This is a genomic window from Serratia sp. AS12, assembly GCF_000214195.1.
Taxonomy (GTDB): Bacteria; Pseudomonadota; Gammaproteobacteria; order Enterobacterales; family Enterobacteriaceae; genus Serratia; species Serratia plymuthica.
Map to the genome: position 1 here is coordinate 3971226 of NC_015566.1, position 13866 is coordinate 3985091.

Below are 13866 nucleotides of genomic sequence, written 5' to 3' on the forward strand. Positions count from 1 at the left end.
TGCAGATTGAGGGAAATTATTCCAAATGGATAAGATCGACCGCAAAATCCTTGCTGAACTCCAGTTCGATGGGCGTCTTTCCGTTACCGAATTGGCTGACCGGATCGGGCTCAGCGTTTCCCCCTGCCATCGCCGGGTACGCGCTCTGGAGCAATCCGGGGTGATCAGGGGCTACCGCGCGCATCTCGATCCCGGCTGCCTTGGCTTTAACTTTGCTGCGTTGGTGTTTGTCACTATGCGGGAAGGGGATCGCCAGGCCGTTGAAGCCTTCGAGAATGCCATGCTGGACATTCCCCAGGTTGTCCAGGCGCAGCGGTTGTTCGGCGACCCCGATTATCTGCTGCACGTCATCGCCCGCGATCTGCCGGCTTTTCAGCGGCTTTACGACGAACGGCTTTCCGCCCTGCCCGGCGTACAGCGCCTTACCTCCACACTGGTCATGAAAAGCGTGGTGCAAGACCGGCCTTTTCTGCCGTTGTAGATTCAAATCAACCCCAAGAGGAAACAGTCATGAGCAGTGGTTTCGAGGATTCAAAAGCCTTATACATCGGCATCTGCACGGTGGTAGGCGATGCCTTCCTGGCATTGGCCAATGAGGAGCGTGAAACGCAAAAAGCGGACGTGATTAATGAGCTCAAAACGGCGATTACCCGTGAAGGCCGGGATGTCGGCCTGGATGAAGCGCGCGAATTGGCGATCGAGTGGCTGGAGCGATAACGGTGCCGAGGATAAAAACCGGGGTTTGGCCGCGTTCTTTTTTACCCACGGAAAACCGGCAATAAAACGGGAGCGTCTCCGCTCCCGCCTGTGGCTCAGGGCACAATCACAAAGTCCGGATTGGCAACGGCGAAAAGCGCATCGCGGTCCGGCGCCGGTGGATAGATCCACTGCGTATTGATCTCCTGCTTAATCTTTTTGCCCTCCTGCCGGGTGAAGCGTACCTGACGATCCCACCCTTCGGTGTAGAGCGCCCCCCAAGGGCCAAGATCAAGACAAGTGACATATTTCGGCTGGCTGTAAGGGTGTACCGGCAGCCCCGTCAGTTCTGCCGCCGCGTTATGGCCGGCAACGCGGCCGAGGCTCATGGCGTGCTGGCAGGACATCACGTTGTAGTTGCCGCAATCGTCGGTCGCTGCTTTCACCGTATCCCCGGTCACAAAGACGCCCGCCGCCGCCGGTGCACGCAGAAACGCATCGCCGATCACCCTCCCGCTGCCGTCGCGTTCGCCGGGGATCTGCGCAGTGAGCGGATGCGCACGCATGCCCGCAGCCAGTATCACCGTATTGGTCGCGATGCGTTCGCCGTTCGACAACGTAACGCTGTCCGCATCCATCGCAGTAACCCGCACTCCGGCCCGCGACTCGACGCCGCACTCGGCCAGCGCCTGCTGGATCACTGCGGCAGGCTCAGCGCCCATTCCGGCACCGACCTCTGGCGCGGTATCAACAATCACCACACGAATATCCGCTTGGCTGCCAAAAATGTCGCGTAGCCGCATTGGCATCTCGGTGGCACTTTCCAGCCCGGTCAACCCGCCGCCGACCACCACGACGCTATTGCGCGCCGAGGTTTCCGCTTTATTGCTCAGCGTTTTTAAATGGGTATCCAGGCGCCGCGCGTTTTCCAGCGTATCCACGTTGAAACCGTATTCTGCAAACCCCGGCACCGCAGGAACAAACAGCCGGCTGCCGGTCGCCAGTACAAAACGGTCATAAACCAGGGAGATTTTTTGCCCGTCGGCCTGTTGAACCACCAGCGATTGACTCAGGGTATCGATCTGTTCCACCAGCCCCGCCAGATGATGCACGCCGACGGCGGCAAGCTGGGAGGAAATGTCCGGGTTCATGTTTTCCAGCACCGCCTCATAGAGGCGTGGTCGTATGGTGACATTTGGCGTCGGCGACACCATCGTCACCTCAATCGCCCCGGTTTTACCGGCAAGCGTGATGGCGCGCATGGCGGAAACGGCAGCCCAAAACCCGGCAAAACCCGAACCGGCGATCACTATTTTCTGCGTCATTGGTTTACTCCTTCAAAGATAGATAACCGGGCCTTCAGGCTGCCCGTGACGTTTTCCGGACGAACGGTGCCGCTCCGCCGCCCGTCAACAGGGCGCAGAGAGGCCCCCGCCTCTTCCGGAGAGGCGGGAAAAAAGTGTCTTTTCAGGGAAGTAGTGCGGCGATGTTAGGGCTTGGTGCGCGCCGGTTTGCCGCTGCGGGTGGTGCGCCCGGTCATGCGTTCATCGATCCAGATATTCACCTCGCTGAAGAAGCCTTGCGGTGCCTTGCGGCCAAAACGCGTGGCAACGGCGCCCAGAGTTTGCGCCGCCAGGGCGTCGCGCATGGCTTTTTCCGCCTGCAGCATCACCGCGTGGATCGCACATTTACCGGAAACCGCCCAGTCGGGCGGCGAATTGTCGAATACGGCGCAGCGGCCGCGCACTTCCTGGCAGTCGAACAAGGGTTTGTGCCCTTCAATGGCGTCGATGATTTCCAGAAAACTGATTTCATCCGCCGGGCGCGCCAGCCGGTAGCCGCCGCGCACCCCCTCGCTGGCCGCAACGATCCCCGCCTTTTCGAGTTTGGGAAAAATTTTGGCGAGGAAGCTGGGGGAAACGCCCTGCAATTCCGCCAGCTCACGGCTGCTGAGGGCGCGCTGGTTATCGCCGACCAGCCAGAGCAAACAGTGGATACCATATTCAACGCTGGTTGTGATGTACGCCATTTTTGAGTCTTCAGTATGATGTGGCCTTCAATAACACAGACTATATGAGTCTCCGTTTATCTTGTCAATAAAACACGGACAAACTTGATCCTTGTTTTATCGTGCAACCTGAATCAATCGAAAAGGGAACGGTGGGCAGAGCGGGATAAAAGCGAGGGTTCAGAAATGAAAAATAAAACTTTTTTGCCCGGTTATTCCCTGACGGAAGTTTCATTGTCGCCAGCGGCTGACTATGATGTGATCTGTTTAAACGGCGCCGCAGTGCGCCGTTTTGTGAGCCACCGCACTTTCGCGTCGATTGTTTTGGCAACCCCGGCACGGAAGAAGAACTCTTATGTGATGCTGACGTCTTAGAGATGACTATTTAAGGGAAAGGCCTGACTATGACCACCCGGTTGACCAAAACAGCGATTGCAGTACTGTTGCTCGGCGCGATCAACGCCACGGCGATGGCGCCGGCCAAGGCGGAAACCCAGGATCAACTGCCGGACATGGGCACCTCTGCGGGCGGCACCCTGAGCATCGGCCAGGAGCTGGCGATGGGGGATTTCTATGTGCGCCAGTTACGCGCCAGCGCGCCCCTGATCAACGATCCGCTGCTGACTCAATACATCAACCAGTTGGGCAACCGGCTGGTGGCGAGCGCCTATTCGGTGCGTACGCCGTTCCATTTCTATCTGGTGCGCAACGACGAAATCAACGCCTTCGCCTTTTTTGGCGGCAACGTGGTGCTGCACTCCGCCCTGTTCCGTGAAACCGACAACGAAAGCCAACTGGCCTCGGTGCTGGCGCATGAAATCTCGCACGTTACCCAGCGCCATCTGGCGCGGGCGATGGAAGACCAGCAGCGCAATGCCCCGCTGACCTGGGTAGGCGCTCTCGGTTCGATCCTGCTGGCGATGGCCAACCCGACCATGGGCATGGCGGCGCTGAGCGGCACGCTGGCCGGCACCCAACAGGGCATGATCAGCTTTACCCAATCGAATGAGCAGGAAGCCGACCGTATCGGCATTCAGGTGCTGCAACGCGCCGGGTTCGATCCGGAAGCGATGCCCAACTTCTTGCAGAAACTGTCCGACCAATCGCGCTATGCCTCCAAGCCGCCGGAAATGCTGCTGACACACCCCTTGCCCGACAGCCGCCTGTCCGATGCGCGCAACCGCGCCAACCAAATGCCCAAGCACCTGGTGCAGTCCACGCAGGATTACCTGATGGCCAAGGTACGTTCGCTGGGCATGTACAGCACGGAAGGCTACAGCCTGAATGAAGAGCTGCTCGACGCCTACAGCAAAGGCAACGTACGCGAGCAGATGGCCGCCAAATACGGCCGCGCCATCCTGTTCTATGAAGCGAAAAAATACGACGATGCCCGTAACATCCTGCAGCCGCTGCTGACACAAGATCCGAAAAACGTCTGGCTGCTCGATCTGATGACCGACATCGATCTCGGTCAGAAACGCGCGCCGCAGGCCATTGCGCGGCTACAGGCCGCCAACGCCGCACAGAGCAACAACCCGGTGCTGCAGCTCAATCTGGCCAACGCCTATGTGGAAGGCAACCAACCGGCGCAGGCGTCAAAAATACTTAACCGCTACACCTTCGCCCACCCGGACGATCCCAACGCCTGGGATCTGCTGGCACAGGCCAGCGCCGCACAGGGGCTGCGCGATGAAGAGCTGTCCGCCCGCGCCGAAAGCCTGGCGCTAACCGGCCGCCTAGATCAGGCGATCGGCCTGCTCAGCAACGCCAGCTCGCTGCAAAAACTCGGCAGCCTGAAACAGGCGCGTTATGATGCGCGCATCGACCAGCTGCGCCAGTTGCAAGAGCGTTTCCGCCAGTACCAGCGCGGCTGATTTTCATAAGGATGAATTAAATGAAAAACGTCACTATTTACCATAATCCGCGCTGCTCCAAGAGCCGCGAGACCCTGGCGCTGCTGGAACAGCATGGCGTAACGCCTGAAGTGGTGCTGTATCTGGAAACGCCGCCGTCGACAGACGAGCTGAAGAAACTGCTGAAGGAACTGGGTTTCAGTTCCGCACGCGAGTTGATGCGTAAAAAAGAGGATCTGTACAAAGAACTGAAGCTGGCGGATGAAACCCTGAGCGAAGCGCAATTGCTGGCGGCAATGGTGGAGCATCCGAAGCTGATCGAGCGCCCTATCGTGGTCAAAGGCAGCAAAGCCCGTATCGGCCGGCCGCCGGAGCAGGTGCTGGAGATATTGTAAACGCCGCTCCGGTCGCCCCCATTGACCAAGATTATGATCATAGCCCTTACCTGGGCTATTTTTAATTGATTGTTATATAAATACTTTTCATCATCCCTTTTGGTTCTTCCTGCTATTCTCCCGGCGTGCAGTTTTAACTCACAAACGGCGTTGACAACCGTCAACGGTTAAAATATCCTCAACATAGCTTTAGGTGGCCGATGAAAAACCACCCTAATAAACATATTCAGGCCGCGTTATCCTATGCCATCTCGCAAGGTTGGTTTTTTCGCTCCAGCAATGGGCCACGCGTTTGGCCGCCTACAATGTTCTCTTCCGGAGCATCGAGAACACATGATGAGCATCTGGTCCACGCCAAAAAACCCTGAACAGCACGCCATGCAAATACGGCGTAAGGTAGATCAATGTCTTGCTCAATCAGGAAAAAAGTAACCGGGGGGCCCCTATGGCGCTTTACCATTTCTCACTGACGCTGACCGGCGTAACCTCAGAGACCGCCAATCTGGAGGATGCATTGTATGCCGGCGGGTGTGATGACGGCTTAATCTGTTTCTATGGCAAGACCGTTTACCTGGAGTTCGATCGTGAAAGCGACAGCTTCGCCAAGGCTATTTTCAGCGCCATCGAAGATATCGAATCCGCCGGTATTGCCGCTCAGGTAGTGTCCGTCGATTCCTCTCTGGTGGGCTTAAGCGATATTGCCGAACTCACCGACATGTCGCGGCAGGCCATCGCTATGCTGAAAGACGGCACACGCGGTTCCGGTGATTTCCCCTCCCCGATCCAAAGAATCAAAGGTTCGTCGCCCTTATGGCGTTGGGCTAGCGTAGCAACCTGGTTGGCGAGCAAAGGTAAAATTGGCCAGGAACTGGCAGATAATGCGCGCTGTCTGGAGAACATCAATCTGGCGTTGCAACTGAGGGCCAGCAAGGAACGCGGTCAGATTGATCGCTATTTTTCCTTACTGGAACACGCGGAAGAATAACGGCGGTAGGTCATTGCAGGGCTACGGCTACAGCCCCAGAATTTCTTTGACGAACGGGATGGTCAGCTTGCGCTGGGCAGTGATAGAGGCGCGATCGAGCTGATCCAGCGTCGTAAACAACGTGCGCATTTCACGATCCAACCGTTTCAACAGGAAACGGCCTACGTCTTCCGGCAGTTCAAACCCACGCAGTTTACCGCGCAGTTGCAAAGCCTGCAGTTTCTCTTCATCCGACAGCGGTTGCAGCTTGTAGATTTGCCCCCAGTCGAGGCGCGAAGCCAGGTCAGGCAGATGGAGGTTCAATTGACGCGGCGGGCGATCGCCGGTAATAAACAGGCGCGTACGGCCGGTTTCCAGAATGCGGTTGTAGAGATTAAAGATCGCCATTTCCCACTCTTCGTCGCCTGCGATGCATTCGATATTGTCGATGCACACCAAAGCCAACTGCTCCATGCCATCCAGCACTTCAGGCACGAAATAGGCGCGCTTATCCAGCGGGACATAGCCCACCGCTTCACCACGCTGTGAAAGCTCCGCACAGGCCGCATGCAACAGGTGACTGCGCCCACCGCCCTCGCGAGACCAGAAATAGATATAACTGCCATGTTCCTGACGAACGGCGGACTGGATCGCGCTCAATAGGGATGGGTTCTCGCCCGGATAAAAACTGGCAAAAGTTTCATCATCGGGAAGATAAAGTGGCAGTGACAGCTGTGCCGGCGTATTCAGGGAAGCACCTCAACCAAAACTGGCAGGAAAACGCGGTAAGTCTATCACAAAAAGCGGGCTCTGTTGAACCGGCAGGATTTTATGCCGCAATAGTGAGCAACGGGCCCCACTGGCGACAAGCCAACGCATTGCCATTGCGGGTGAAATTTGTATTTTATCCAAGGATTATCCTAGTATAGAAAGGCGAAATGCAGTCACCATAAACAAGGTTTCTACAAGGACATAGACAATGAAAGTATGGAATAAAGTGCTTTTGGCCTCAATCATTGGGCTGTTGGTTGCCGGCTGTGATGACTCATCCAAGGTCGACGCCAATCTTGAGAAAGCCAAAGACAGCGCAGATCAGATGAAAGACGCCGCACAGAAAAAAGCGGACGATCTGACCGATAAAGCGGAAGCTACCGCCAAGGACATCAAAAAAGAGGCGTCCACTCAGGCTGACCAGCTTAAAGACAAGGCTTCAGCCATTAAAGACGACGCCTCCAAGCAGGCGGAAGCGATCACCAATGATGCCAAGGCCAAAGCCGACGCCATCAAGAATGACGCCACCCAACAAAGCCAACAGTTGGTCGAGCAGGCTAAATCCATTAAAAACGATGCCATCAGTGGCGCCAAGGATCTGACCGAAGAAGCCAAAGCGAAAACCGAAGCCATTAAAAACAGCGCTGAGAACAAAGCGGAAGAATTAAAAAATGATGCCAACGCTGTAGGGACGGAAAACACCCCGCCAGCCAAGCAGCAGTGATAAAAATCGAGTCTCAAAAGCAAAGTAAGGAGCAGTAAATGGGGATTATTTCCTGGATTATCTTCGGTCTCATCGCCGGTATTTTAGCCAAGTGGATCATGCCAGGCAAAGACGGTGGCGGTTTTATTCTGACTATCGTGTTGGGTATTGTCGGCGCCGTGGTCGGTGGCTATATCAGCACCTTCTTTGGTTATGGCAGAGTTGACGGTTTCAACTTCGGCAGCTTCGTGGTGGCGGTGATCGGCGCTATCGTGGTGCTGTTCGTTTACCGTAAAATCCGCAGTTAACGGATGACTCATTAACGAAACGGGCAGCCCTTTGGCTGCCCGTTTTTATTTACTTCAGCTCTGCCGGCGTTTCGATAACGTCCTCTTCCTTGCGGTACAGGCTGATGACCTTGAACAGCAGGCTGAGGCCGATACCGACGATAGTCGCCAGCGCCATGCCCTTCAGCTCCGCCGCCCCGATATGCACCTTGGCGCCGCTAACGCCGATAATCAGGATCACCGAAGTCAGGATCAGGTTCTGCGCCTTGTTGTAATCCACTTTGGATTCAATCAGCACGCGAATGCCGGAAGCCCCGATCACCCCATACAACAACAGTGAAACTCCCCCCATCACCGGTACAGGCACCGCCTGGATGGCCGCAGCCAGCTTGCCGACGCAGGAAAGCAGAATCGCCAGAATGGCCGCGCCGCCGATCACCCAGGTACTGTAAACCTTGGTGATCGCCATCACGCCGATATTCTCGCCGTAGGTGGTGTTCGGCGTTGAGCCGAAGAAACCGGAAATCACCGTCGAGATACCGTTGGCAAACATCGAGCGATGCAGGCCCGGATCGCGGAGCAGGTCTTTCTTCACGATATTTGCGGTCACGACCAGGTGCCCAACGTGCTCGGCGATCACCACCAGCGCAGCCGGCAAGATGGTGAAGATGGCGAACCATTCAAAACGCGGGGTATAGAAAGTCGGCAGCGCAAACCAGTGCGCCTCGCGGATTGGCGTCAAATCCACCACGCCCATAAAGAACGACAGCGCATACCCCACCAGCACGCCAATCAGGATCGGAATTATCGCCAGAAAACCGCGGAACAGCACCGAGCCCAGAATGGTCACGCCCAGCGTCACCAGTGAAATGGTCACGGTAGTGGTATCCGCATTGGTGCCCTCGGCCGGCAACAGGCCCGCCATATTGGCCGCCACGCCCGCCAGCTCCAGGCCGATAACGGCAACAATCGCCCCCATCGCCGCCGGCGGGAATACCACATCCAGCCAGCCGGTACCGGCTTTTTTGACGATCAGCGCCACCAGGCAAAACAGCACGCCGCACATGATGAAACCACCCAACGCTACCTCATAACCCAGCGGCAACAGCAGCAGCACCGGTGAGATAAACGCAAAGCTGGAGCCGAGATAGGCCGGGATCTTGCCCTTGCAGATAAACAGATACAGCAGCGTGCCGACACCGTTGAACAGCAGCACCGTCGCCGGGTTGATCTTGAACAAGATGGGCACCAGCACGGTAGCGCCAAACATGGCGAAAAGATGCTGGAAGCTGAGCGGAATGGTCTGCAGTAGCGGCGGGCGTTCGCTGACGCCAATGACGCGACGGGTCATGGGTGTTTTCCTCTGCTATCCCCGTCCTACTTGCCGCTGCCTCTGCGTTGGCTACGCTCACTCACCCGAATCACTTACCTAAGTAAGCTCATCGGAATTCTCTCGCTTGCCGCCTTGATGCAACATCAATTATTTAGGGGACAGATATGTTTTATGCATAAAAAAGCCGACTCATTAAGTCGGCTAAATTTCTTACTTGGTACCAAATATCTTGTCGCCGGCATCACCCAGGCCCGGCACGATGTATCCTTTCTCGTTCAGACATTGGTCGATGGAGGCGGTGTACAGCTCGACGTCCGGATGCGCTTTCTCCAGCGCAGCGATCCCTTCCGGCGCCGCAACCAGCACCAGCACCTTGATGCTGTTGCAGCCAGCTTTCTTCAGCAGATCGATAGTGGCGATCATCGAACCGCCGGTAGCCAGCATCGGGTCAACAACCAGCGCCAAACGTTCTTCGATATTGGACACCAGTTTCTGGAAATAGGGTACCGGCTCCAGGGTTTCTTCGTCGCGGTAAACGCCAACCACGCTGATACGCGCGCTCGGGACGTGCTCCAGCACCCCTTCCATCATGCCCAGACCTGCACGCAGGATCGGCACAACGGTAATTTTTTTCCCTTTAATCTGGTCTATTTCAACCGGCCCACACCAGCCTTCGATAGTGACTTTTTCCGTCTCCAGATCGGCGGTCGCTTCATAGGTCAGCAAACTACCCACTTCAGAGGCCAGCTCACGGAAGCGTTTGGTGCTGATGTCATTTTCACGCATCAGACCAAGCTTGTGTTTCACCAGCGGGTGTTTCACCTCAACGATCTTCATCATTTTTCTCCTATTAAGGTGGTTGACGGCCAAAAAAATCGCGGGATTATAACTCCTTTTACCGGCCGCGCCACCCACAATAGCCCGATCGGGATCAACTAAAGTTCGAATAACAGTATAGATGACGAAAAAGCGGAGCTGGTTCACAAGCCACTCGCAAACGTTTGCCTGCGCTGTTAGAATTGCCGCGCCTTATTCCGGTATCAACGCCGGATGCACCGTATTCAAACCGCAAACCGTCGTGGGGATCGCGCAGTGACCGACAAAACCTCTCTCAGCTATAAAGACGCAGGTGTCGATATCGATGCTGGCAATGCATTGGTAGACCGCATCAAAGGTGTAGTTAAACAGACCCGCCGCCCGGAAGTGATGGGTGGTCTGGGCGGTTTTGGCGCCCTGTGTGCGTTGCCGCAGAAATACCGCGAGCCGATTCTGGTTTCCGGTACCGACGGCGTAGGCACCAAGCTGCGTCTGGCGATGGACCTGAAACGCCACGACACCATCGGCATCGATCTGGTCGCAATGTGTGTGAACGACCTGGTGGTACAGGGCGCTGAGCCGCTGTTCTTCCTGGATTACTTTGCCACCGGCAAACTGGACGTGGACACCGCGGCCAGCGTCATCACCGGCATCGCCGAAGGCTGCAAGCAGTCCGGCTGTGCGCTGGTGGGGGGTGAAACCGCCGAAATGCCGGGTATGTACCACGGCGAAGATTACGATGTGGCCGGCTTTTGCGTCGGCGTGGTCGAGAAATCCGAAATCATCGACGGCAGCAAAGTGCAGTCCGGTGACGCACTGATCGCGCTGGGCGCTTCAGGCCCGCACTCCAACGGCTACTCGCTGGTGCGCAAAATCCTGGAAGTCAGCAACACCGATCCAACCACCACCGACCTGGAAGGTAAATCGCTGGCTGACCACCTGCTGGAACCAACCAAGATTTACGTGAAATCGGTACTGGAACTGATCGAGAAAATCGACGTGCACGCTATCGCTCACCTGACCGGCGGCGGCTTCTGGGAAAATATCCCGCGCGTGCTGCCGGAAGGCATGCAGGCGGTGATCGACGAATCAAGCTGGCAGTGGCCGGCGGTATTCAGCTGGCTGCAACAGGCCGGTAACGTCAGCCGCCACGAAATGTACCGCACCTTTAACTGTGGCGTGGGCATGGTCATCGCGCTGCCGGAAGAATCCGTTGAACAAGCCATCGCATTGTTGACCGCAGCCGGTGAAAAAGCGTGGAAGATCGGTAAACTGTCCGCATCTTCCGACGAACAACAAGTGGTCATCAACTGATGAAAAAGATCGTGGTGTTGGTCTCCGGCCAGGGGAGCAATCTCCAGGCACTGATCGACGCCTGCCAGCAGGGCCGGATTGCCGCCGACATTGTGGCGGTGTTCAGCAACAAGGCGCAGGCTTACGGCCTGCAACGCGCAGAAGCGGCAGGCATTGCCGCCCATGCGCTGGATGCCAAGGCCTTTGCCGACCGCGCGGCGTTTGACGCTGCGCTGGCTGACGCCATCGACCGGTACCAGCCGGATCTGGTGGTGCTGGCCGGCTATATGCGCATTCTCAGCCCGCAGTTCGTGCAGCGCTATGCAGGCCGCATGCTGAATATCCACCCTTCTCTGCTGCCGAAATACCCTGGGTTGCATACTCACCGACAGGCCATCGACAACGGTGACAGCGAACACGGCACCTCGGTGCACTTCGTGACCGAACAGCTCGACGGCGGCCCGGTGATCCTGCAAGCCAAGGTACCGATTTTCCCCGGCGACGAGGAAGACGAGGTGGTTGAACGGGTGCAAACCCAGGAACACACCATTTACCCGCTGGTGGTGAACTGGTTTGCCGAAGGCCGACTGGCGATGCGTGATAACGCCGCCTGGCTGGACGGCGAACGCCTGCCGGAACAGGGACACGCAGCGGACTGATCGCCTATCTTGATTCACTCCTCAAACCCTGGCTTTTAGCCGGGGTTTGTTCTTCAGGGATATTCTCGTTTAGCGTGAATAACACTAAGAACTTCTATATGTCCGATGATTCTATAAACAATCAGGTAGTTGGGATGGACGACAATCTCACGAGTGTTATCTACTCTGCCCAACCGGTACATAAAGGGATTCAGCGACAGCGAATGCACCGCCGTTTCGATCTCGCGCTGTAAAATGAGCGCCGCCTGCGGGTTTCTATCATCAATATAATCAATAATGTTCCATAGCTCTTCCTGAGCTTCACGACTCCATTCTATCCGCATCAATCATTCCATTTTGCGTATCTTTTTCTTTGCAGCTAAACGAATTTGCATCTCGTTCATGACCTGCTCGTGCGGAATTCTTGGTTTTTCGCTGTTAATGGCTGCTTCAATCTTGGCCCGGAACCAACGATCGTAACTTTCGCCTTGTTCGGCTACCTCAGCTGTGGGCTGGGTGGAGAGGGAGGTTTTGATCACCATAAAGTTTGGCCTCTCTGAGGTATTTATATTTCAGGCAGTATAGCGGCTTTGGTTACCAAAAAATACGCGACTCAAACCGGCATTCTTTCCATAATTTATTGTCCAGTATTATCATTGGTACTTACCCACGACATAGAGGAACACACATGTCCAGCACTACCAGCGTCAGGCTACGTCCATTGGAACGGGATGATCTGGCGTTCGTCCATCAGATGGACAACAACGCCAGCGTGATGCGCTATTGGTTTGAAGAACCTTACGAAGCCTTTGTCGAGCTTTCCGATCTCTACGACAAACACATTCACGATCAGAGCGAACGGCGTTTTATCATCGCCCACGAAGGCGCCAAGGTCGGGCTGGTGGAACTGGTGGAGATCGACCACATCCACCGCCGCGCAGAATTCCAGATCATCATAGATCCGGCCCATCAGGGCAAAGGCTACGCCAGTACCGCCGCCAAACTGGCGATGGATTACGGCTTCTCGGTGCTGAACCTGTACAAGCTGTATCTGATCGTCGACAAAGAAAACCCGAAGGCGATCCACATCTACAGCAAGCTGGGCTTCGAAGTGGAAGGCGAACTGATTGACGAGTTCTTCGTTAACGGCGAATACCGCACCGTGCTGCGCATGTGCATCTTCCAGCCGCAGTATCTGGCGAAGTTCAAAACGCCTGGCGATAAGCCGCTGGTGAAGTAAAAGTGAAAAACCCGCCTCGGCGCTGAGAGATCCCCAGAAATCAGCGCTAATAAATCAGCACCATACTTCGGTATGCTCTGGCGAGTTGGTTAAGAACGGTATCCAGTACTGTTCGGGTTAAAATTAGCGGAGAGTGTCGCAAGATATTCTCCGCTAATGTCAAAAATGATATGACTCGCCGTGGTTTAATACGGTAATCCCCCCAAGACATTCATCAATTGATGGTGGTGTGCAAGCTGGAACTGATAACAGACTGCCCGCCGCATGCTGGGGCAATCTAGCTCCCCGCGCCAGATGTCCTCTTCTCGATGAGACCATAACTCGCTAAGCGTATTGGTATTTTTGTGAAGAAAGAATTAGGTAGGAAACGGCTCCGAAGAGCCGTCTCTGCAAAGTCGTTAGGTCCAGTCTAAGTATCCGTTTTCATGGATCCAGACAATACCCACAGGACAAGCATCAGATAAAAACCAATAACCATTGAAAGCCCCATACTCCATCTCTTCTGGAGTATTAGGGAAACTAACACGAAATTTATCAACCTGCTCTTTTATGGTTCCTGTCAAAAGCAATCCATCACTACCAAGTTTAATTTTCCCATCATCCATCAGATGCTCAATAAACCATAGAAACAACTCTTTCTCCTCACTAAAAGAAAGAGTTATCTCCCCAGAAATACTATCCGGATGAATATTCTCCCAAATGGTAACCATCGACGCACCCTCAAGTTCCTCTTTTCTATCTTCATATTGTTCCGCTGTAAGCATAAAACCACCTATCTAAATTTTATTTCAAACTTGTTATCAGAAAGATTTGAATTTTTATTTATATCTTTATTCCCAATAACATCAATTGTCCATCGAGCTTTCGAC

The 13866-nt window shown here is 55.1% G+C and carries 19 protein-coding genes and 2 pseudogenes; 12 read left to right on the top strand and 9 right to left on the bottom strand.

Going from position 1 to position 13866, the window contains the following annotated elements; translation table 11 throughout:
• Positions 1-25: 25 nt before the first annotated feature.
• Both SERAS12_RS18580 and SERAS12_RS18585 read left to right on the top strand, forming a co-directional pair.
• Complete coding sequence (locus tag SERAS12_RS18580; protein WP_013814071.1) at positions 26-481, top strand: Lrp/AsnC family transcriptional regulator; 456 nt, start codon at positions 26-28, stop codon at positions 479-481.
• Positions 482-510: 29 nt separating this feature from the next.
• Positions 511-717, top strand: coding sequence for a DUF2767 family protein (locus tag SERAS12_RS18585; protein WP_006316883.1), 207 nt, complete (start codon positions 511-513; stop codon positions 715-717).
• A 95-nt stretch (positions 718-812) separates the two neighbouring features.
• On the opposite strand, the gene SERAS12_RS18590 is transcribed toward SERAS12_RS18585, so the two are convergent.
• Positions 813-2021, bottom strand: a complete 1209-nt coding sequence (locus SERAS12_RS18590) for an NAD(P)/FAD-dependent oxidoreductase (protein ID WP_013814072.1) — start codon at positions 2019-2021, stop codon at positions 813-815.
• A 164-nt stretch (positions 2022-2185) separates the two neighbouring features.
• The gene (locus tag SERAS12_RS18595; RefSeq protein WP_004951873.1) at positions 2186-2725 is read right to left on the bottom strand and encodes an Rrf2 family transcriptional regulator; all 540 of its coding nucleotides are present in this window, start codon (positions 2723-2725) and stop codon (positions 2186-2188) included.
• 165 nt (positions 2726-2890) lie between these two features.
• On the opposite strand from SERAS12_RS18595, the gene SERAS12_RS18600 reads away from it, so the two are divergent.
• The 5 genes and pseudogenes from SERAS12_RS18600 (at position 2891) to SERAS12_RS18615 (ending at position 5937) form a co-directional block, all read left to right on the top strand.
• Positions 2891-3079 carry a hypothetical protein gene (locus SERAS12_RS18600; protein ID WP_013814073.1) on the top strand — a complete coding sequence of 63 codons (189 nt, stop codon included), beginning with the start codon at positions 2891-2893 and terminating at the stop codon, positions 3077-3079.
• A 29-nt stretch (positions 3080-3108) separates the two neighbouring features.
• Positions 3109-4578: a M48 family metallopeptidase gene (locus SERAS12_RS18605; protein ID WP_013814074.1), complete on the top strand. Its 1470-nt coding sequence runs from the start codon at positions 3109-3111 to the stop codon at positions 4576-4578.
• Positions 4579-4598: 20 nt separating this feature from the next.
• Positions 4599-4952: an arsenate reductase (glutaredoxin) gene (arsC, locus tag SERAS12_RS18610; RefSeq protein WP_013814075.1), complete on the top strand. Its 354-nt coding sequence runs from the start codon at positions 4599-4601 to the stop codon at positions 4950-4952.
• Positions 4953-5152: 200 nt separating this feature from the next.
• Positions 5153-5384: pseudogene (locus tag SERAS12_RS26650) on the top strand (hypothetical protein).
• A 13-nt stretch (positions 5385-5397) separates the two neighbouring features.
• Positions 5398-5937, top strand: coding sequence for an AlpA family transcriptional regulator (locus SERAS12_RS18615; RefSeq protein WP_013814076.1), 540 nt, complete (start codon positions 5398-5400; stop codon positions 5935-5937).
• A 27-nt stretch (positions 5938-5964) separates the two neighbouring features.
• Here SERAS12_RS18615 and hda read toward each other — a convergent pair whose 3' ends face one another.
• A complete protein-coding gene (gene hda / locus SERAS12_RS18620) occupies positions 5965-6666 on the bottom strand; it encodes a DnaA inactivator Hda (RefSeq protein WP_013814077.1) in 702 nt (233 codons plus the stop codon).
• A 229-nt stretch (positions 6667-6895) separates the two neighbouring features.
• On the opposite strand from hda, the gene SERAS12_RS18625 reads away from it, so the two are divergent.
• The gene (locus SERAS12_RS18625; RefSeq protein WP_013814078.1) at positions 6896-7411 is read left to right on the top strand and encodes a hypothetical protein; all 516 of its coding nucleotides are present in this window, start codon (positions 6896-6898) and stop codon (positions 7409-7411) included.
• Positions 7412-7449: 38 nt separating this feature from the next.
• The gene (locus SERAS12_RS18630; RefSeq protein WP_006316897.1) at positions 7450-7698 is read left to right on the top strand and encodes a GlsB/YeaQ/YmgE family stress response membrane protein; all 249 of its coding nucleotides are present in this window, start codon (positions 7450-7452) and stop codon (positions 7696-7698) included.
• 49 nt (positions 7699-7747) lie between these two features.
• Here SERAS12_RS18630 and uraA read toward each other — a convergent pair whose 3' ends face one another.
• Both uraA and upp read right to left on the bottom strand, forming a co-directional pair.
• A complete protein-coding gene (gene uraA, locus SERAS12_RS18635) occupies positions 7748-9028 on the bottom strand; it encodes a uracil permease (protein WP_013814079.1) in 1281 nt (426 codons plus the stop codon).
• Between the two features lie 192 nt (positions 9029-9220).
• Entirely contained in the window at positions 9221-9847 is a 627-nt protein-coding gene (upp, locus tag SERAS12_RS18640; protein ID WP_006316899.1) for a uracil phosphoribosyltransferase, read from the bottom strand.
• Between the two features lie 255 nt (positions 9848-10102).
• On the opposite strand from upp, the gene purM reads away from it, so the two are divergent.
• Positions 10103-11140: a phosphoribosylformylglycinamidine cyclo-ligase gene (gene purM / locus SERAS12_RS18645; protein WP_013814080.1), complete on the top strand. Its 1038-nt coding sequence runs from the start codon at positions 10103-10105 to the stop codon at positions 11138-11140.
• Positions 11140-11778 (top strand): phosphoribosylglycinamide formyltransferase, encoded by a 639-nt coding sequence (purN, locus tag SERAS12_RS18650; protein WP_013814081.1) that lies wholly within the window; start codon positions 11140-11142, stop codon positions 11776-11778. The genes purM and purN overlap by 1 nt, the downstream gene beginning before the upstream one ends.
• Before the next feature lie 53 nt (positions 11779-11831).
• Here the strand turns inward: purN and SERAS12_RS18655 are convergent, their stop codons facing one another.
• Positions 11832-12101, bottom strand: a complete 270-nt coding sequence (locus tag SERAS12_RS18655; RefSeq protein ID WP_013814082.1) for a type II toxin-antitoxin system RelE/ParE family toxin — start codon at positions 12099-12101, stop codon at positions 11832-11834.
• 3 nt (positions 12102-12104) lie between these two features.
• Positions 12105-12299 (bottom strand): hypothetical protein, encoded by a 195-nt coding sequence (locus tag SERAS12_RS18660; RefSeq protein ID WP_013814083.1) that lies wholly within the window; start codon positions 12297-12299, stop codon positions 12105-12107.
• A 146-nt stretch (positions 12300-12445) separates the two neighbouring features.
• On the opposite strand from SERAS12_RS18660, the gene speG reads away from it, so the two are divergent.
• On the top strand, positions 12446-12997 hold the full coding sequence (speG, locus tag SERAS12_RS18665) for a spermidine N1-acetyltransferase (RefSeq protein ID WP_004951898.1): 552 nt from the start codon (positions 12446-12448) through the stop codon (positions 12995-12997).
• 46 nt (positions 12998-13043) lie between these two features.
• Here speG and SERAS12_RS26310 read toward each other — a convergent pair.
• Both SERAS12_RS26310 and SERAS12_RS18670 read right to left on the bottom strand, forming a co-directional pair.
• Positions 13044-13187, bottom strand: a pseudogene (locus tag SERAS12_RS26310) (IS4 family transposase); the annotation flags it as partial.
• Positions 13188-13395: 208 nt separating this feature from the next.
• A complete protein-coding gene (locus SERAS12_RS18670; protein ID WP_013814084.1) occupies positions 13396-13761 on the bottom strand; it encodes a DUF596 domain-containing protein in 366 nt (121 codons plus the stop codon).
• Positions 13762-13866 lie beyond the last annotated feature (105 nt).

Excerpts from the sequence above, each read along its gene's own strand:
- upp (WP_006316899.1), bottom strand. The coding sequence starts at position 9,847 with ATGAAGATCGTTGAGGTGAAACACCCGCTGGTGAAACACAAGCTTGGT.
- purN (WP_013814081.1), top strand. The coding sequence starts at position 11,140 with ATGAAAAAGATCGTGGTGTTGGTCTCCGGCCAGGGGAGCAATCTCCAG.
- arsC (WP_013814075.1), top strand. The coding sequence starts at position 4,599 with ATGAAAAACGTCACTATTTACCATAATCCGCGCTGCTCCAAGAGCCGC.
- SERAS12_RS18615 (WP_013814076.1), top strand. The coding sequence starts at position 5,398 with ATGGCGCTTTACCATTTCTCACTGACGCTGACCGGCGTAACCTCAGAG.
- SERAS12_RS18625 (WP_013814078.1), top strand. The coding sequence starts at position 6,896 with ATGAAAGTATGGAATAAAGTGCTTTTGGCCTCAATCATTGGGCTGTTG.
- speG (WP_004951898.1), top strand. The coding sequence starts at position 12,446 with ATGTCCAGCACTACCAGCGTCAGGCTACGTCCATTGGAACGGGATGAT.
- SERAS12_RS18580 (WP_013814071.1), top strand. The coding sequence starts at position 26 with ATGGATAAGATCGACCGCAAAATCCTTGCTGAACTCCAGTTCGATGGG.
- SERAS12_RS18600 (WP_013814073.1), top strand. The coding sequence starts at position 2,891 with ATGAAAAATAAAACTTTTTTGCCCGGTTATTCCCTGACGGAAGTTTCA.
- uraA (WP_013814079.1), bottom strand. The coding sequence starts at position 9,028 with ATGACCCGTCGCGTCATTGGCGTCAGCGAACGCCCGCCGCTACTGCAG.
- SERAS12_RS18630 (WP_006316897.1), top strand. The coding sequence starts at position 7,450 with ATGGGGATTATTTCCTGGATTATCTTCGGTCTCATCGCCGGTATTTTA.
- SERAS12_RS18655 (WP_013814082.1), bottom strand. The coding sequence starts at position 12,101 with ATGCGGATAGAATGGAGTCGTGAAGCTCAGGAAGAGCTATGGAACATT.
- SERAS12_RS18605 (WP_013814074.1), top strand. The coding sequence starts at position 3,109 with ATGACCACCCGGTTGACCAAAACAGCGATTGCAGTACTGTTGCTCGGC.
- SERAS12_RS18595 (WP_004951873.1), bottom strand. The coding sequence starts at position 2,725 with ATGGCGTACATCACAACCAGCGTTGAATATGGTATCCACTGTTTGCTC.
- SERAS12_RS18585 (WP_006316883.1), top strand. The coding sequence starts at position 511 with ATGAGCAGTGGTTTCGAGGATTCAAAAGCCTTATACATCGGCATCTGC.
- SERAS12_RS18660 (WP_013814083.1), bottom strand. The coding sequence starts at position 12,299 with ATGGTGATCAAAACCTCCCTCTCCACCCAGCCCACAGCTGAGGTAGCC.
- SERAS12_RS18670 (WP_013814084.1), bottom strand. The coding sequence starts at position 13,761 with ATGCTTACAGCGGAACAATATGAAGATAGAAAAGAGGAACTTGAGGGT.
- SERAS12_RS18590 (WP_013814072.1), bottom strand. The coding sequence starts at position 2,021 with ATGACGCAGAAAATAGTGATCGCCGGTTCGGGTTTTGCCGGGTTTTGG.